The sequence below is a fragment of the Betaproteobacteria bacterium genome, from assembly GCA_016720925.1.
In the GTDB taxonomy this organism is placed as follows: Bacteria; Pseudomonadota; Gammaproteobacteria; order Burkholderiales; family Usitatibacteraceae; genus UKL13-2.
The window spans coordinates 266609-285387 of sequence record JADKJR010000001.1 but is presented as its reverse complement, the minus strand read 5'-3'; the positions used below and the strand labels follow the sequence as shown (position 1 = coordinate 285387).

At 59.2% G+C, this 18779-nt stretch carries 16 protein-coding genes; all 16 read right to left on the bottom strand.

Annotation, left to right across the window (positions count from 1 at the left end):
* Positions 1-70: 70 nt before the first annotated feature.
* Positions 71-1255 carry a cell division protein FtsZ gene (ftsZ, locus tag IPP88_01425; protein ID MBL0121427.1) on the bottom strand — a complete coding sequence of 395 codons (1185 nt, stop codon included), beginning with the start codon at positions 1253-1255 and terminating at the stop codon, positions 71-73.
* Positions 1256-1371: 116 nt separating this feature from the next.
* The gene (ftsA, locus tag IPP88_01420; GenBank protein MBL0121426.1) at positions 1372-2610 is read right to left on the bottom strand and encodes a cell division protein FtsA; all 1239 of its coding nucleotides are present in this window, start codon (positions 2608-2610) and stop codon (positions 1372-1374) included.
* A 45-nt stretch (positions 2611-2655) separates the two neighbouring features.
* Positions 2656-3456: a cell division protein FtsQ/DivIB gene (locus IPP88_01415; protein ID MBL0121425.1), complete on the bottom strand. Its 801-nt coding sequence runs from the start codon at positions 3454-3456 to the stop codon at positions 2656-2658.
* Positions 3457-3533: 77 nt separating this feature from the next.
* Positions 3534-4460: a D-alanine--D-alanine ligase gene (locus IPP88_01410; GenBank protein ID MBL0121424.1), complete on the bottom strand. Its 927-nt coding sequence runs from the start codon at positions 4458-4460 to the stop codon at positions 3534-3536.
* A 91-nt stretch (positions 4461-4551) separates the two neighbouring features.
* Positions 4552-5484 carry a UDP-N-acetylmuramate dehydrogenase gene (gene murB, locus IPP88_01405; protein ID MBL0121423.1) on the bottom strand — a complete coding sequence of 311 codons (933 nt, stop codon included), beginning with the start codon at positions 5482-5484 and terminating at the stop codon, positions 4552-4554.
* Entirely contained in the window at positions 5481-6878 is a 1398-nt protein-coding gene (locus IPP88_01400; GenBank protein MBL0121422.1) for a UDP-N-acetylmuramate--L-alanine ligase, read from the bottom strand. Before IPP88_01400 ends, murB begins: the two co-directional genes overlap by 4 nt.
* The gene (gene murG / locus IPP88_01395) at positions 6875-7993 is read right to left on the bottom strand and encodes an undecaprenyldiphospho-muramoylpentapeptide beta-N-acetylglucosaminyltransferase (protein MBL0121421.1); all 1119 of its coding nucleotides are present in this window, start codon (positions 7991-7993) and stop codon (positions 6875-6877) included. Before murG ends, IPP88_01400 begins: the two co-directional genes overlap by 4 nt.
* Positions 7994-8000: 7 nt before the next feature.
* Complete coding sequence (gene ftsW, locus IPP88_01390) at positions 8001-9164, bottom strand: putative lipid II flippase FtsW (GenBank protein MBL0121420.1); 1164 nt, start codon at positions 9162-9164, stop codon at positions 8001-8003.
* Positions 9154-10554, bottom strand: a complete 1401-nt coding sequence (gene murD, locus IPP88_01385; protein ID MBL0121419.1) for a UDP-N-acetylmuramoyl-L-alanine--D-glutamate ligase — start codon at positions 10552-10554, stop codon at positions 9154-9156. The genes ftsW and murD overlap by 11 nt, the downstream gene beginning before the upstream one ends.
* A gap of 237 nt (positions 10555-10791) precedes the next feature.
* Positions 10792-11877: a phospho-N-acetylmuramoyl-pentapeptide-transferase gene (locus tag IPP88_01380; protein ID MBL0121418.1), complete on the bottom strand. Its 1086-nt coding sequence runs from the start codon at positions 11875-11877 to the stop codon at positions 10792-10794.
* Positions 11878-11984: 107 nt separating this feature from the next.
* On the bottom strand, positions 11985-13355 hold the full coding sequence (gene murF, locus IPP88_01375) for a UDP-N-acetylmuramoyl-tripeptide--D-alanyl-D-alanine ligase (protein ID MBL0121417.1): 1371 nt from the start codon (positions 13353-13355) through the stop codon (positions 11985-11987).
* A complete protein-coding gene (locus IPP88_01370; protein MBL0121416.1) occupies positions 13352-15004 on the bottom strand; it encodes a UDP-N-acetylmuramoyl-L-alanyl-D-glutamate--2,6-diaminopimelate ligase in 1653 nt (550 codons plus the stop codon). The genes murF and IPP88_01370 overlap by 4 nt, the downstream gene beginning before the upstream one ends.
* Positions 15004-16737 carry a penicillin-binding protein 2 gene (locus tag IPP88_01365; GenBank protein ID MBL0121415.1) on the bottom strand — a complete coding sequence of 578 codons (1734 nt, stop codon included), beginning with the start codon at positions 16735-16737 and terminating at the stop codon, positions 15004-15006. Before IPP88_01365 ends, IPP88_01370 begins: the two co-directional genes overlap by 1 nt.
* Positions 16734-17039, bottom strand: coding sequence for a cell division protein FtsL (gene ftsL, locus IPP88_01360; protein MBL0121414.1), 306 nt, complete (start codon positions 17037-17039; stop codon positions 16734-16736). The genes IPP88_01365 and ftsL overlap by 4 nt, the downstream gene beginning before the upstream one ends.
* Positions 17036-18001: a 16S rRNA (cytosine(1402)-N(4))-methyltransferase RsmH gene (gene rsmH / locus IPP88_01355; protein MBL0121413.1), complete on the bottom strand. Its 966-nt coding sequence runs from the start codon at positions 17999-18001 to the stop codon at positions 17036-17038. Before rsmH ends, ftsL begins: the two co-directional genes overlap by 4 nt.
* An 8-nt stretch (positions 18002-18009) precedes the next feature.
* Positions 18010-18453 (bottom strand): division/cell wall cluster transcriptional repressor MraZ, encoded by a 444-nt coding sequence (gene mraZ, locus IPP88_01350; protein MBL0121412.1) that lies wholly within the window; start codon positions 18451-18453, stop codon positions 18010-18012.
* Positions 18454-18779: the final 326 nt, after the last annotated feature.

Below are 18779 nucleotides of genomic sequence, written 5' to 3'. Positions count from 1 at the left end.
TTGATCGGGACGCGAACCCATCCAGTGCGGCAGAGGTTCGCACTGGATGGAAATCACGCGGAACGCGCGGCTAGTCGGCCTGCTTCCTCAAGAACGCCGGGATGTCGTACATCTCGACACCCGATTGCTGCATTGCTGTCACCGTCGCATCGCGACGACGGCGCGTGACAGCTGGCGCATCGAGGTCGTGATAGTTGATGGCACCGGCGGGCGACGCCATCGGCGCGCCTACGGCATCATCGGTTCCGGTCCGCGCCATTACCGGCGCCGAATACACCATTTGTGGCTGGCGCTTGGATACCGTGCCGCCAAGACCGGTGGCGACAATCGTTACACGAAGCTGCTCACCAATGCCCTCATCGAGCACGCTGCCGAAAATCACGGTGGCATCTTCCGCGGTGAAACTGCGAATGGTGTTCATGACTTCGTGCACTTCTTTCAGTTTGAGCGACTTGCTGGCCGTAATATTGACCAGCACGCCCCGTGCACCGGTCAGGTTTACGTCTTCCAGCAACGGCGATGCCGCCGCGCGTTCGGCCGCGACCTGCGCGCGGTCCGGCCCGGAGGCCATCGCCGAACCCATCATCGCCACACCATTTTCGCTCATCACCGTGCGCACGTCGGCAAAGTCAACGTTCACCAGACCGGGGCAATTAATCACCTCGGCGATACCGGCAACCGCACCGTTCAACACGTCATTCGATGCCCTGAACGCGTCTTCGTACGTCACGTCATCGCCCAGCACTTCCATCAATCGATCGTTGGGGATGATGATCAGCGAATCGACGTGCTGCTTCAGCGCTTCGATTCCGGCTTCCGCAATTTTCTTGCGTTTACCTTCAAACGCGAACGGCTTGGTCACCACCGCGACCGTCAGCACGCCCATTTCGCGCGCGATTTCCGCCACGATCGGAGCTGCGCCGGTGCCCGTACCCCCACCCATGCCGGCGGTGATGAACAACATGTCCGCACCCTGAATCATTTCGGCAATGCGTTCGCGGTCCTCAATCGCGGCTTGCCGCCCGACATCTGGATTGGCACCCGCACCCAGCCCCTTGGTCACGTTGCCACCCAACTGCATCGTGATCTTGGACTGATTGCGCTTCAAGGCCTGTGCATCGGTATTGGCACAGATGAATTCCACCCCAGCCACGCCGTTGCCGATCATATGGTCGACTGCATTTCCGCCGCAGCCGCCAATCCCGATCACCTTGATCACCGCTTCCGGTTGCTCTGTATCAATTAACTCGATCATCTTTACTCTCCTCTGCTGTGAAACAACTTGAAAAACAACCCAAACCAATTGCGTCGCCGACTTCGCGAGAGATTTCCGCCTGCAATTCCGCTGGAAATTTCCTCTTTGCGATTTCGCTAGAAATTTCCCTTAAACCAGGACGCCATCTTTTCGAAAACACTTTTGAAATTCGCCGTGTGCATGCGCACATGTTCGTCGCGCTTTTTCTGTTCCAGCGCGGAGACCAGCAGGCCGACACCGGTCGAGTAACGCGGATTCCTCACCACCTCTGCGAGCCCGCCTGAGTAGGTCGGCACCCCCAGCCGAACCGGCATGTGAAACACTTCCTCGCCCAGTTCAACCATGCCCTGCATGGCGGCACTGCCGCCCGTCAAAACAATTCCGCTCGACAGCAACTCTTCAAAGCCGCTGGCCCGCAGTTCGCGCTGAATGAGCGAATACAGCTCCTCGACGCGCGGCTCGATCACTTCGGCCAAGGTCTGCCGTGACATCTGACGCGGTTCGCGGTCGCCCACACCCGGCACTTCGATAACGTCATTGACGCTGGCCAATTGACGTAGCGCACAGCCATGCGCAATCTTGATGTCCTCGGCATCCTTGGTCGGCGTGCGCAGCGCCATGGCGATGTCGTTGGTGATCTGGTCGCCGGCGATCGGAATGACGGCGGTGTGGCGAATGGCACCGCCGGTAAAAACAGCGATGTCGGTGGTACCACCGCCAATGTCGACCAGACACACGCCCAAATCCTTTTCATCCTGCGACAGGACGGCGATTGCCGACGCCAATGGCTGTAAAACAAGATCGCGCACTTCGAGTCCACATCGGCGCACACATTTCATGATGTTCTGCGCAGCGGATACGGCACCGGTGACGATATGTACCTTTACTTCCAGGCGAACGCCACTCATGCCGACCGGTTCCCTCACATCTTCCTGGCCGTCGATGATGAATTCCTGCGTGAGGATATGGAGTATTTGCTGGTCCATCGGGATATTCACCGCGCGTGCCGTTTCGACCACGCGGTCCACATCGAATTGCGAAACTTCCTTGTCCTTGATCGCCACCATGCCGTGCGAATTGAAACTCTTGATGTGCGACCCAGCGATACCGGTCACCACATCGCGGATTTTCACGTCGGCCATCAGCTCGGCTTCTTCCAGCGCACGCTGTATACCCGTGACCGTCGCTTCGATGTTAACGACAACCCCTTTTTTCAAGCCCTTCGATGGATGCTGTCCCAGTCCGAGAATTTCCAGCGCGCCGTCGGGCGTGACTTCCGCCACGATCGCGATGATCTTGGAAGTCCCAATATCCAGGGCAACCAGCAGATTCTTGATTTCGCGCGGCTTATTCATGCACTGCCTCTTCCATGCTCTTTGGCCCGCCGTTGTCCCGCTTGATCATGATTTGGTGGTCGCTTTCTTCGTTGTCTTCTTGCCTGTGCCGGCCGGCAATTTGGCGGGTGCCACGCGCATTTCCGCGCGCAGGGCCAAGCCCGCCTGATAGCGCAGGTCAACACGCGCGTTGGCCAACTGCAGGCCGGCAATGTTTGGAAAGGCGCGCACATAACGTGCGAGGCGCGCGCCTGCATCACTGCGCCCGAGTGCCAGTGTGCTGGCATTACTCAGCTTCACCTGCCACGCGCGCCTGGGCGAGAGCCGAACTTCCGACGGTTCCTGTTGAATCGCCGCCAGCTGCGATTTGAAAGCGAGGTAGTTCGCCATTACCTCGCGCGATGAACCCGCCGGCCCGCTCAAAACCAGCAAGGCGTCGTCAAGCTCGGCTTCAAAGACTTCACCGAACGTATTCACGAGCAGGCTTTGCTCGGCGTCCCCGGCCAACTGCCAGCGTGCAAACGGCGCATGTTCCTCGATCAGCACATCGAGTGTGGACGGAAAGCGGCGGCGCACTTCCGCATCGCGCACCCACTCGACCTGCTTGACGGCGGCCTTGACCTGATTCAGGTCGGTGCGCAACATGCTGCCTCCCATGTTCTGGATAGCGCCGGCGATGCGTTTCAGTTCATCGGCATTTACACGCTTGAATTCGCCGGTGGCACCGGTAAACGTCACCGCGCGAATCGGCAGCAGGTTCATCTGCGCGGCCTCTTTGGACATGGCGGCAATCGCAAACCACGCCACACCGCCGGCAACCAGCATCGCGGTAAAGGCCGCGCCAATCACTACGATGCGTTTGCGCATGAAGGTCTCCGTCCCTTGCACGGTTTCGGAACCTTGCGATGGTTTTGCGGAACGTGGTCTGGTCGCCATGTCGTCGGTCAACCCTTGAGTGATGCTGCTTGCAGGATGCGCACGCACAAATCGGGATAACTCATGCCCGCCGCGCGTGCGGCCACCGGCACCAGCGAATGGCTGGTCATGCCGGGAGAGGTATTCATTTCCAGAAAGCTGTAACGACCGTCGGGCGCCAGCATCAGGTCGGCGCGGCCCCAACCATCACAGCCCAGCACGCGAAATGCCTTCAGCGTAACCGCGCGGATCTCGTCTTCGAGGTCGGCGCGTATCCCGGATGGACAGTGGTACTTCACGACGTCGGTGAAGTACTTGTTCTGATAATCGTATTTGCCTTCGGGCGCTTCAATGCGAATCAATGGCAACACATCGTTGCCTACCACCGACGCGGTCAGCTCCTGTCCGGCAATGAATTCTTCGGCAATGACCAGCGGGTCGAGTTTATACGCGAGCTGGAACGCGGCCGGCAGTTCATTCGCGCTCATTACCTTGGTGACGCCGATGCTGGACCCTTCGCGCGCTGGCTTGACGATCAGCGGCAGCTTGAGTTCGTCGAGCACGTTCACCCAATCACTGTCGGGCGCAAGCATTTTGTATTTTGGCGTGGGAATGCCCGCACCTTGCCAGACGAGTTTGGTGCGCCACTTGTCGACCGACAGTGCGGAGCCCATCACGCCGGAACCGGTATAAGGAATTTTCAACGTTTCCAGGACGCCCTGCATGGTGCCGTCTTCGCCAAAACGGCCGTGAAGTGCGACGAACGCGCGCTCGAATCTTTCGCGCGGCAAGTCAAACAGTGAATTGACTACCGGATCGAAAGGGTATGCATCGACGCCCTTTTCACGCAGAGCCGCCAGCACACCGTTTCCGGACAGCAGCGATATCTCGCGTTCGGCACTCGGGCCGCCCATCAGAACTGCTACTTTGCCTAATTTTTTGGTGTCAGTATTCAAAGCAAAACTCCAGCATTGGCGCGGGTTTCCAGCCAATAGTTCCCCGGGGGCCGCTCTAGTGCTTGATCTACAGAATATTCTCGCCTGCGATTCATGCGGCCTCCCCCACAATTCTTACTTCCCGCACCAGTTCCACGCCGGTCTGTTTCTTCACCGTTGCCTGCATGTGCGCGATCATGTTTTCAATGTCCGCCGCGGTCGCGGTGCCGGTGTTGATAATGAAGTTGGCGTGCTTCATCGATACCTGCGCGCCGCCAATGGCGTAACCCTTGAGCCCGCACGATTCGATCAACCGCGCCGCGTGATCGCCGGGCGGATTGCGAAACGTCGAGCCGGCATTGGGCTTGTCGAGCGGTTGGGTGGCCATGCGCCTGGCGAGCAATTCCTTGATGCGGGTTTGCGCGGTCTGCGCGTCACCGGGAAGGAACCGGAATCGCGCGGCGACAAACCATTCATCACCGGCAAATTTCGCGGCCACATGTCGATAGCCGATCTCGAAATCCGCCGCCGTGTGCGTGTGCAACGTTCCAGCGCGATCAATCGTCGTGCAATCCACCACTTGTTCCCAGGTCTCGGACCCATAGCAACCGGCATTCATGGCGAGCGCACCGCCGATGGTGCCAGGTACACCCGCAAGCCATTCTGCACCGGCGAAATTGTTCTTCGCGGCGAATTTTGCGACGTGCGGCGAAGCGACGCCTGCGCCCGCGCATACGACAGCGGAATCGGTGGGATCAAGTTCCAGCCCATGCAGCATCGGCGTGGTCAGCACGACGGTCCCGTGAAAACCGCCATCGCGAACAAGCAGATTGCTGCCGAGCCCGACAAACAGGATCGGCTCGTCCTTCGCTAGCGTCGGCAGGAAGGCCTGCAGATCCATCAGATCAGCGGGCTTGAAGAATCGTGCCGCGGCGCCTCCCGCTCGCCAGGAGACGTGCTTCGCCATCGGCTCATCGGTTCGAAGCGCGCCTCGCAGTTTGGTGGTGGCTATGGGCGCGAATTTTTGGGTCTCAGCCATGTTCATTCACCGCCCCCGATTCCTGCCAGGCGTGGCGCGACGCCACCCACCGAACCCGCCCCCATGGTGATCACCACGTCGCCACTGCGTACCCGGCCCATGACGGCGTCCGGAATGTCATTCGCGGTCTCCACAAACAGCGGTTCTATTTTCCCCAACACCCGTAGCGCACGCGCCAGAGCACGACCGTCGGCCGCGACAATCGGCGCTTCGCCGGCCGGATAAACGTCGGCGAGAATGACTTCGTCAGCGGTCGACATCACCTTGACGAAATCTTCAAACAAGTCACGTGTGCGCGTATACCGGTGCGGCTGGAACGCCAGCACGATACGGCGGCCGGGAAATGCACCGCGTGCGGCCTTCAGGACCGCATCCATTTCAACCGGATGGTGGCCATAATCATCGATGAGCGTGAATGCACCTCCCGAAGGAATGGCAATCTCGCCGTAGCGCTGGAAACGGCGCCCGACACCCGTAAACGATGCAAGTGCTTTGGCAATGTGCGCATCGTCGATCCCCACTTCCCGGGCAATCGCAATGGCCGAAAGTGCATTCAACACGTTATGTGTACCGGCAAGGTTCAGCTCGACATCGAGCACCTTCTTGTCCTGGCGGCTCACGGCCGTGAACGTCATGCTTGCATTCGAGGTGGCGACATTTACCGCCTGCAACTCTACGTCATCGGTCATGCCGTAGGTCAGTACCGGCTTGGTGAGACGCGGCAGGATCTCGCGCACATTCGGATCGTCGGCACACAGCACCGCCAATCCATAGAACGGCAAATGCTCCAGAAATTCGACGAACGCCGACTTCAGTTTCTCAAAGTCGTGCCCGTAGGTGTCCATATGATCCTGGTCGATGTTCGTCACGACGGCCATGATCGGCTGCAGGTACAGGAACGACGCATCGGACTCGTCGGCCTCGGCGACCAGGAATTCGCCCTTGCCCAGGCGCGCGTTGGTGCCGATCGAATTCAGGCGTCCGCCGATCACACAAGTCGGGTCGAGACCAGCTTCACCGAGTACATGCGAAATCAACGACGTTGTTGTCGTCTTGCCGTGGGTGCCGGCGATGGCGATGCCTTGTTTGAAGCGCATCAACTCCGCCAGCATCATGGCGCGTGGCACCACCGGGACGCGCGCAGCCCTGGCAGCGACCACTTCAGGGTTGTCGGCCTTTACCGCGCTCGACGTGACGATCACATCCGCGCCGGCGATATTGCTGGCGGCGTGGCCAATCTGCACCTTTGCGCCCAGCGATTTCAGGCGCTGTACCACTGCCGATGCAGCAAGGTCCGAGCCACTCACGAAGTAGCCGAGATTGATCAGCACCTCGGCGATACCGGACATCCCGGAGCCACCAATGCCGATGAAATGGAGATGTTTGACTTTGTGCTTCATGTTGCCAATTCCGCACACGCCATCGCGCACCGAATCGTGGCGTCGGGTTTTCCAAGTGAGCGCGCGACCTTCGCCATTACCAGTAACTTGTCGCGCGTCAGATTTTTCAGTTGCGCCGCCAGCGATTGCGGGGTCGATTCCAGTTGCTTCACCAACACGCCCGCGCCAGCGTCAGCGAGAAACCGCGCATTGGCTTCCTGTTCCTCGGCGACGAAATACGGCAGAGGCACCAGTACGCTGGCCACGCCGGCCGCGGCAAGCTCGGCGACGGTGATCGCGCCGGCCCGGCACAATATCAAGTCGCACCAGGCGTACCTTGCCGCCATGTCATCGATAAAGGGCAGCACCGTTGCGCCGACGTTCGCGGCCTTGTAAGCGGCGACGAGTTCGTTATAGTTTTTCTCACCCGATTGATGGATCACTTCCGGACGCTGATCCGCCGGCAGCGTCGCCAGCGCGGCAACCACGAGGTCATTCAATGTCTTCGCGCCAAGGCTCCCGCCGACGATCAGCAATCGCACCGGGCCAAACCGGCCGGCGAATCTTGCGGCGGGATCAGGCAGCGCGGCGATCTCCGCACGCACCGGCGTCCCGAGCCACTCAATGTTCTTCGGTTTTGGCAGAAGTTTGGCGAGCGCATTCTTCGGCGTCTGCTCGAAGGCTTTCGGGAAACCGACCAGTACGCGATCCGCGATCAGCGCGAGCACGCGATTTGCCAGGCCGGCATGCGCGCCAGGCTCATGTACCACCAGCGGCTTGCCGCACAGCACGCCCATCATCCCGCCGGGGAAGGCGATGTAACCGCCCATGGAAATCACCACATCCGGCTTCACGCGACGGATCACCCCGAGCGCCTGCCAGAATGCGCGCAACAGCACCAGCGGCAGCAACATCCATGCAAGCAATCCCTTGCTGCGTACGCCGGACATCCGGATCGCCTCGATCGCAATCTTGTCGCCGGCGGCACTCTTGCCGACCAGCTTGTGTTCCATTCCTGCAGGCGTGGCGAGCCAGGCGATTGCCCAGCCGCGCTGCATCAGCACTTCTGCAATTGCAAGTCCCGGATAGATGTGGCCACCGGTGCCAGCCGCCATGATCAACGCCGTGCGCTTCATCGCGTATTCATCCCTTCCGCACTCCCTTGCTGGAGGCAGGCGGTGTTCTGTTTTCCGCATCGATACGCAGCAGGATCGCAACCGCGACACAGTTGACGACGATGCCCGTGCCACCGTACGAGAGGAATGGCAACGTCAATCCCTTGGTTGGCAGCAAACCCATGTTCACGCCCATGTTGATGAACGCCTGCACGGACAGCCATACGCCGATGCCCTGCGCGACCAGCGCCGCGAAATATTTTTCGCGCATCATCGATTCGCGTCCGACCATGAACGCGCGATAGATCAGCAGCACGAACAAGCCGAGTACGGTCGCGACGCCGACAAAACCCAGTTCTTCCGCGACCACGGCGAGCAGGAAGTCGGTATGCGCTTCCGGCAGGTAGAATAGTTTTTCAACACTGCCACCGAGACCCACGCCCAGCCATTCACCACGACCAAACGCGATCAGCGAATGCGAGAGCTGATAGCCTTTTCCATAGGCATCCGCCCATGGGTCCATGAAACCGACGATGCGCTGCAGGCGATAGGGCGACAGGATGATCATTGCCACGAACGCCGCGGCCAGCAACACGATCAGACCGGCAAATACGCGCCAGTTCAACCCGCCGAGAAAGAGAATCGCCATGGCGGTCAGGGTGATCACCACCAGCGCGCCAAAGTCCGGTTCCACCAGCAACAGGCAACCAACAAAGGCCATCACCGACAGCATCGGCAGAAATCCTTTTTTGAAATCGTGCATGAACGCCGCCTTGCGCACCGTGTAGTCGGCGGCGTACAGCACCGCGAAGAACTTCATCAGTTCCGACGGCTGCATGGTCATGAATCCCAGCGAGATCCACCGCTGGCTGCCGTTGACTTTGCGGCCGAGTCCGGGAATCAACACAATCACCAGCAGCATGACGCCAACAACGAACAACAGGGGTGCGAACTTCTGCCACATGGAAACAGGAACCTGAAAGGCGATAAACGCGGCGACCACGCCCAGTGCCAGATAAATTGCGTGCCGTATCAGGAAATAGGACATGCGATAGCCGCTCATTTTTTCGGCTTCGGCCATGGCAATCGATGCGGAATAGACCATCACCAGCCCAATCGAGAGCAACAGGACCACGCTCCAGAATAGCGACAAGTCCAGTTCGGCACGAGGCGAGGCGGGGCTATACAGCATGTCCTGTCTCCACGCGGTTTTTCAATTCCGCCACGCATTTCGCAAACACTTCACCACGATGGTTGTAGTTCCTGAACATGTCGAAGCTGGAGCATGCTGGCGAGAGCAACACGGCATCGCCGGGCACGGCGTTTGAAAATGCCTTCTCCACCGCGTCGGCCATGCTGCCGGCGTGCGTGATGGCGGCGCGCGCCGACGTAATGGCGGATTCGATCAAGCGTGCGTCCTTGCCGATCAGCACCACTGATCTCGCGCGTTTACGCACCGGTTCGGCGAGCGGCGCAAAATCCTGCTCCTTGCCAATACCACCGGCAATCAGTATCACCGGCACTGTCATGCCGTTCAGAGCAGCGACGGTCGAGCCGACATTGGTGCCCTTCGAGTCGTCGTAGAACGTGACGCCATTGATGACCCCGACATTCTCGACGCGATGCGGAAGGCCCTTGAATTCGCGCAGCCCGGTCGCGAGCATTTCAGCCTCGCAGCCGATAGCACGACAAAGCGCGAATGCCGCAAGTGCATTGGCCACATTGTGCAATCCGGCGACCGGCATGTCGTTCAGCGATAGCAGGCGGTTTTTTCCTTCAACAAGCCAGCCTCCGGCGATGCCGAAGTCGCGTTCGCCTGGCGCGGCGTCGATTCCGAAGGTGCTCAAGGTCATGCGACCGTCGCGCATGGCAAGACTGGCGGCGTCGTCACGGTTCAGCACCTGATGCCGTGCATCCGCAAAAATGCGTTGCTTGGCCGCCGCGTAGTCGTCCATCGACCGGTACCGATCCAGGTGATCCTGCGAGAGATTCAGCATCGTCGCGGCGTCCACCTGCAATGAACACGTTGTCTCCAGTTGAAAGCTCGACAGTTCGACGACGTATGCGTCAGGCTGCCCATTGTCTTGCGCGTCGAGCATTGCGTCGATCACCGGCAGCCCGATATTTCCCGCGACCACGGTCTTCAGGCCGGCGGCGCGACACATCGCCCCCGCCATCGCGGTGACGGTGGATTTGCCATTTGAGCCGGTGATGCCGATCATTTTGGGTCGCTTGCCTTTCTCTGCTAACTCGATTTGTTCCCACGCAAAAAGCTCGACATCCCCAACGAACTTCTTCCTTTGAGCGACCGCCCGCGCGACGGCCGGGTCACACGCGGGCCCAGCAACGGCCACGCCCGGGCTTGCAACAATGAGTTCGGCGTCGCGAAAGAGGGCGTCACAGTAGGCGCCGGCAACGAACTCTGCTCCAGGATGCTTGCGTCGCAATTTGTCGAGGCCGGGAGGATTTGCACGCGTGTCGGCGATTCGCACACGAGCACCCACTCGTTCGGCCCATCGGACGACGGAGACGCCGGTGTCACCCGCGCCAAGAACAAGAATGCTTTTGTCATGCCAGCTCACCTCCGTGCTCCATCGCCTAGCGCTTTAGTGACAAAGTCAAGCACTGGAGCGGCTTCCAGGCCACAAATGGCCGAAACGCCTCGCCAGCACTTGTGTTTTGCACTTCGATGCCTACGAATAGCCCCGATTGCCTTGAGCATGTCGAAGGGTTGGATGCATCGCGTTGACCCCACGTGGCTTCCATTGCTTCGACAGGCTCAGCACGAACGGCAGTAAATTGAGAATGCGCCATGGGGTTCATCTCAACTTCAACGTCGAAAGCCCAAACAACACCAACAGCATCGTGATGATCCAGAAGCGCACCACGACCTGGTTCTCTTTCCACCCCTTCAATTCATAGTGGTGATGCAACGGCGCCATGCGAAACACACGCTTGCCGGTCAGCTTGAAGCTGATCACCTGAATGATTACCGAGAGTGTCTCGACGACAAACACGCCCCCCATGATGATCAGCACGATTTCCTGGCGACAGATCACGGCGATCAATCCCAGCGCGCCGCCCAACGCCAAGGCGCCGACGTCACCCATGAACACTTCCGCCGGATAGGCGTTGAACCACAGGAACGCCAGCCCCGCGCCGGCAATCGCGCCACAGAAAATGGCAAGCTCGCCCGCGCCGGGAATGTGGGGCACGCCGAGATAGGTCGAGAACACCCGGTTACCCGCGACGTAGGCGAAGATGGCCAGGGCGCCCGCCACCATCACCGTCGGCATGATGGCGAGACCATCGAGTCCGTCGGTGAGATTGACCGCGTTGGAAAAGCCGACCACCACGAACCAGCCGAGCACGATAAAGCCGATGGTACCGAGCGGAATCGCCACGGTCTTGAAGAACGGCACGATCAAATCGGTCTGTTGCGGCAGGTTGGCCCGATACGCAAGGTAAGAAAGTGCCAATGCCGCAATCACGGTTTGCCAGAACATCTTGGTGCGTGCCGACAATCCCTTTGGATTGCGATGGACAACCTTGCGATAATCATCAATCCAGCCGATCACGCCAAAGCCGATGGTGGTGACTAGGCAGGCCCACATATAGCGGTTTTCAAGATCACCCCACAGCAAGGTTGTGATCGCGACGGAGGTCAGAATCAACGCGCCGCCCATGGTTGGCGTGCCGGCCTTGATCAGGTGCGTTTGCGGGCCGTCATCCCTCACCGATTGTCCGATCTTCATCGCGGTGAGCCTCCTGATCATCCGCGGCCCGACCATAAACGAGATCGCCAGCGCCGTCATGGCAGCCAGCACCGCCCGCAACGTGATGTACTGGAAAACACTGAATGCGCGAATGTCCTTGGCCAGCCATTGGAATAGTTCCAGAAGCATTAGTGGCGCCCTCCGAGATTGCGGCTCGTACAATCTGTGAGTGCCGACCCCCGCATCCGCGGACCCTCGGCGCGCACCTCATTTTCAAATGTCAAAACGAAGCGCATTTAGTGATGGCCTCCGCCGTAATTCGGCACAAGTTTTTCGACCACGCGTTCCATTTGCATGAAGCGCGAGCCTTTCACGAGCACGGTCGTTTGCGATCCGAGTAGCGGCCTCAGAGATGAAACAAGGGCATCCACGGTGCTGAAAAGTGACGCTTCGGCACCGAAAGCTGCAACGGTCTCTCGCGACATGGCGCCCAAGGCAAATATTTTTTCAATGCCGGCCTCATGGGCAAATGCACCCACTTCGCGATGCATCGCTGCACTGTTTTCGCCCAGTTCACCCATGTCCCCGAGTACCAGATAGCGTGGAGGTTTCCTGGCCGCAAGCACGCGGATCGCCGCTTTGACCGAGTCAGGATTGGCGTTGTAAGTGTCGTCGATGATGGTGGCAGAATTGTGGCCGGTAAACGTTCGCAGTCGTCCCGGTACCCCGGCAAATCTTTCGAGCCCCCGGCGAATGGTTTCCAGGGGAATGCCCAGCGCGCAGGCACCTGCCGCCGCGGCAAGTGCATTGGTCTGATTGTGTTCGCCGGGCACCCGAAGGCGCACGGTGATTTTCTGACCGTTGCTGGATATGCCGAGAGCGTCAGGACTGAAAGTGCCGACCACATCATCTTGCGGCGAAACACCGAAACCAACGACGCGATGCTCCTGCACTTGATTTCGCCAAAGATTGCCAAACCGATCATGCATGTTGACCACGGCAATGCCTTCCGGCTTCAGGGCGCCGTAAATTTCCCCCTTCGCCTGGGCAATTGCCTCGCGGCTGCCAAGTTCGCCGATGTGTGCCGTACCCGCCATGATCACCATCGCGACGTCCGGCTCCACCAGGCGCGCGAGGTAATCGATTTCGCCCAGATGATTCATGCCCAGCTCGAACACCGCATAACGATGCCGTGGACGCAAACGCAACAGCATCTGCGGCACGCCGATGTCGTTGTTTAGATTGCCTTCAGTGGCCAGTACTTCACCGTCATTTCCGGTGTGCGCGACCAAAATGCCGCGCAACATTTCCTTCACTGTGGTCTTGCCGTTGCTACCGGTTATCGCCAGCGTCGGAACGTTGAATCGCTTACGCCACAGCGAGCCGATGCGGCCAAACGCCAGGCGCGCATCGCCAACGACAACCTGCGGCAACGCGACACCGGAGACCGTACGCTCAACCAGGGCAGCCACCGCTCCCTGCGCCGCGGCCTTGGCCAGATATTCATGGCCGTCAAAGTTTTCGCCCTTGAGTGCAACGAACAAGTCGCCAGCCATGAGCGTGCGCGTATCTGTCGATACGCCGGTCAATTCGATGTCGCTTTCCACATCAGACGCACCCAGCGCGCGCGCGACATCCGCCAATCGCATCGAAAAGCCGCTGCTCATGAACGGCCTCCACGCCATGCCGACAACGCTTCCTGTGCAACTTCCACATCGCTGAAGTGATGCCTTGTCTCACCAATGATCTGGTAATCCTCGTGGCCCTTGCCGGCAATGAAAACGATGTCCCCGGGCCGCGCCTCGTTCAGCGCCTCGTAAATTCCCTGTTGCCGGTCGACAACCGCACGGTAGTGCGCTGCACCCTTTGCATTTCCGCGTTCGTTACCCACTTTGAGGCCAGCGTCGATACCGGCTTCAATGTCGGCGATGATGCGTTGTGGGTCCTCGGTGCGTGGATTATCGGACGTGATGATAGTGACGTCGGCGTAGCGCGCGGATATCGCGCCCATCAGCGGACGTTTGCCGCGATCGCGGTCGCCACCACAGCCAAAAACCGAAATCAGCCGTCCGTTTTCAGGGACGATGGCGGCGATGGTGGACAGCGCCTTTTCCAGCGCATCGGGCGTGTGCGCGTAATCGACCACCACCAGGGGCTTTTCACCGGTGTTGCCGCCGATCTTGTTCCCCACGCGCACAGTCTGCATGCGCCCGCGGACCGGCGGCAGTCTGCCGGCGAGTTCCGCAGCTTGCGCCAGGGTCATGCCGCTCGCGATCAGGGTGCCGATCACCGCGAGCAGGTTACCTACATTGAACGCGCCGAGAATATCCGACTCGACAGTAGCCGTTCCAAATTTTCCCGCGACATCAAAACTGAGTCCGCTGGGCGAAACGGCGACATTCCGGGCCGCCAGATTGGCGGCGGCTCCACTCTGCCGCATGCTGTAGCGAATCACCTCGACATCCGGTCGATTGGCCAATCGCGCGGCAAGCATCGCACCAAATGCATCATCCACATTGATCACGGCGTGCTTCACACCACGCTGGTCAAACAAACGGGCCTTCGCTTCACCATACTGTTCCATCGTGCCGTGATAATCGAGATGATCACGGGTAAGATTGGTGAACACCGCCACGTCATACTTGATATCGGCGACGCGGCCCTGGTCGAGCCCGTGGCTGGAGACCTCCATCGCACACGCCGTGGCACCCGCGTGCAAATAGTCACGCAGCATACGCTGTAGCGCGGCCGCATCCGGCGTGGTGTTGTCCGATGGCTGCAAGTTCCCCACGAGGCCGTTGCCAATCGTACCGATCACGGCGGATTTTCGTCCGGCCAGTTCCATGGCCTTCGAAATCCATTGCGAGACAGACGTCTTGCCATTCGTGCCGGTGACGCCGGTCATCCATAGCGCGTCCGCCGGATGCCCATAAACAACGCCCGCGATCTGGCTCGCGTGCGCCTTGAGATCGGGTACACCGAGGTGCGGCACTTTCCAATCAGTGTTCCAGACAAAGCCCTTGGCTTCATACAACACCGCCGCGGCGCCGCGCAGCACGGCATCGCCAATGAAATCACGTCCGTCACGCACAGCGCCCGGATAGGCCAGGAATGCGATGCCCCGCCGTGCTTCGCGGCTGCTGGAGGTGACTTCATTCACCGGTATCGGCAACGCTGCCAGCGCGTTTGCCAATTGGCGCTCGGTGAAATCGGCCTCAAGCGCATTCACCGCATCAGGCGCGCACGCATCATTTCGTACGGATGCAGTGGTCAGTTCGGGACTCGGCGCCTGGCCAGGTCGCAATTCGGCGGACATCATCCCCGTTCCTTCAACATCGGCATGGCACTGGCTTCACGCAGTCGCGGCGCATCCGGCAGCACGCCGCTCATGCGCAGCGCCTGCGACATGACGTTGGAAAATACCGGCGCCGACACATCGCCGCCAAAGTGTTTGCCTGCTGACGGCTCATCAATGGTCACGGCAATGATGTAGCGCGGGTTCGACGCTGGCCCAAAGCCAACAAAGGAAGAAACATAGAGATGGTCCGCGTATTCGCCGTTCACCAGCTTGTGCGCCGTGCCGGTTTTCCCGCCAATGCGATAGCCCGGTACCGCGCCCTTGGTTGCCGTGCCACCAGCCTGCGTCACGGTTTCCAGCATTTGCGACATCGTCTTTGCCGTCTTCGCGGTCAGGATCTGCTTGCCGATCACGTCGCCATCGCGCTTGAGAAAAGTCGCCGGCAACAGCACGCCGTTATTGGTGAATATGGTGTACGCGCGGGCCAATTGGAGCGCACTGACCGATACCCCATAGCCGTAGCCCATCGTTGCCTGTTCGATTGGTTTCCATGACTTGACGGCACGCAGGCGACCGCTGGCCTCCCCAGGAAAGCCGGTCTTCGGCACGCTGCCGAAACCGAGCTCGTTATACAGATTCCACAATTTCTCCGATGGCAATTGCAGCGCGATCTTGGCGGTGCCGATGTTGCTCGATTTCTGGATGATCTCGGCAACCGACAGCTGTTCGGAGCGATGCGGTAAATCGGTGATCGTCTTTGCGCCGATCGTCAGCCCCGGCCCGGTCGTGATGACGGTCTCGGGCTTGACGATACCGGCCTCCAATGCGGCTGACACCGCAAATGGTTTGAAGGTCGAGCCAGGTTCAAAGGTGTCCGTGACGCTGCGGTTGCGTGCCTGCTTCGGATTCCAGTTCGCGCGGTTGTTCGGGTTGTAATCCGGCTGGTTGACCAGTGCCAATACTTCACCGGTTTTGGCATCGAGCATGACGAGCGCGCCGCCCTTGGCTTTGTTGGCGTCAACCGCCGCCTTCAGTTCGCGATGAGCGAGATACTGAAAGCGCTCATCGATCGAAAGCTTTAGCGGCTTGCCTTCGCGCGGCACCTTCAGGTTCTCAATGTCCTCGACGATGCGCCCTTTGCGATCCTTGATCACCCGCCGTTGGCCGGGCGAGCCTGACAACAGCGCTTGCTGCGCGAGCTCGATGCCTTCCTGGCCCTGGTCTTCTTGCCCGGTGAAACCAATTACATGAGCGGTCACGTCGCCGGCCGGATAGAAACGGCGAAACTCGCGCTGCTGGAAAACACCAGGGATTTTCAGCGCGATCACGCGCGCAGCCTGATCCGGCGACAACTGGCGCTTCAGCCAGACGAAATTCTTGTCCTTTTCCGCCAGGCGCGTCGACAGCGTCCTACTATCCATGTTGAGCGCCTTGGCAAGGCCCGCGAGTTGCGCATTGTTGATTTCCATTTCGGACGGGCTGGCCCAAATCGACTCGACTGGCGAGGAAATGGCCAGCGGTTTACCGTTGCGATCCATCACGGCGCCGCGCGATGCCGGCATCTCAACGACACGCATGAAGCGCGCCTCGCCCTTTGCCTGCAGGAAGTCGTTATTGAGTCCCTGCAGGTAAAACGCGCGCACCAGCAGCGAACCGAATGCCCCGAGACAAAGCAACAGCACCGCGCGCGAGCGCCAGCCTTCCAGTTTCAGCCGCAGATTTGGTTCAAGGCGCCGGGAAGTATGTTTCACTTGGCGCCTCCGGATTTGCTGTCGACTTTAGGCGGCGGGCCATCGAGCACGACGATCACGGTTTTCTTCGGGTCGGGCTGACTCATTCCCAGGTCGTGCGACGCTTTTTGCTCAATGCGTTTGCCATTTCCCTGTGTCTGCGATTCGATCTGCAGCTCGCGCCACTCGTTGTCGAGCTTGCGTTCTGCATCTTGCTGCGTTTGCAGCTCAATGAAAAGTTTGCGGGCCTGGTGTTGCGAGGTCACGACTGACAATGCGCAGCCAATCAGCACGAGCAGCAGCATTGTGTTCAGGCGCGTCATAGTTTCTGTGCCGTCCGCATGATCGCCGAGCGCGCGCGCGGGTTGGCCGCAACTTCCGCATCGGTGGCCCGGACTGGCTTCCCGATGATTTTCAGGGTCGCGTCGTTGACTTCATTGGCGCGAATCGGCAATTTTGAGGGCAGGTGATCCGCCTTCGCCGCGTTCTGCATGAAACGCTTGACGATTCGATCTTCCAGCGAATGAAACGCGATAACGACCAACCTGCCTCCAGTCCGCAAGCCATCCATCGCTTGCGGTAAAACCTGCTCTACTTCTTCAAGCTCTTGATTGATGAAAATCCGAAGAGCCTGAAACGTGCGGGTTGCGGGGTGCTGGCCCGGCTCGCGCGTCCGGACGGTTTTACCCACGAGCTCGGCAAGCTCGCGCGTCGTCCGAATACGTCCGATGACCCTTGCCGCAATAACCGCTCTTGCAATCTGCCTAGCAAACCGTTCTTCACCATAGCGCCAGATAACCTCCCCGATTTCTTGTTCTTCGGCGCGGTTCAACCACGCCTCGACGGTTTCGCCACGCGTGGTATCCATGCGCATGTCGAGCGGTCCATCGAAGCGAAAACTGAATCCGCGATCCTGTTCATCCAGCTGCGGCGACGAAACCCCCAAGTCCGCCAGCATTCCATCCAGTACCTGTTTTCTGCCGCCGAAAACTTCCTCCAGCACGTCGCCCAATTCACTCATTGCCACGTGGTGCATCGAAAAACGTTTATCTGTCTTCGCCAGCGCCTCGCCCGCTTCAACCGCGCACGGATCGCGGTCGATGGCGATCAGTCGCCCATTTGCTCCCAGCCGTTCCAGAATGGCGCGTGAGTGTCCGCCGCGGCCAAATGTGCCATCGACGTATGTGCCGTCTGGCTTGATGGCCAACGCCTCAACCGCCTCGCGCAGCAACACCGTGATGTGAGCAGGCGACGGTTCAGCGGGCGCATTTGTGAGTTCATTCATGCCGCCCGCTAGAGGGAAAAGTTTTCTGTGCCGGGCGGCAGGCCTGCCGCGCCGGATGTCAGCGATTTCAATTGCGCTTCCCAGGCGCTCGCATTCCAGATTTCGAAATGTGTTCCCTGGCCGATAAACATCACCAGCTTTTCGATCCCCGCATATTTCCGCAGCTCGGGAGAAATCAGCACGCGTCCATTGGTATCGAGTACATGCTCTTCGGCAAAACCGATCAGCAAGCGCTTCCAGATGCTGGCGGTACGATCGAGGCTGGGAAAGGCCATCAGCTTTTCGCTGATCGGCTGCCAGTGCTTAAGCGGATACAGGAGCAAACAGCCCTCAGGATGCGCCGTCATCACGAGCTTGCCGTCGCTGGGCGCGGACAATGGATCACGATGCTTCACCGGGATCGCCATGCGGCCCTTTACGTCCAAGTTAAGTTCTGACGCACCCTGAAACACGATCTGCTCACCCCTTTACGGTTTTTTTTAAATGAAAAGCCTCAAGATTTTCGAGAAACTCCCGAAAATCCCACTTTTCACCACTTGTGGGCACTATAGGCATAAAAAAACCCGCGGTCAAGCGGGTAATCAAGATTTTTTCGTTACGAGTCAGGGACTTAGCGCGTATTCTTCAATAAAATATTCTGTGGAAAACTTTGTTGATAATTAATAAGATAGATTTCAAACCTAAAGTGACTTCGTAAGACTTTCGCGGTTCATTTTAAAAAACTGCTGTATTTTTATACACTTACATGCAGAAATTGCGGGAAATCAATTTTCGGGAC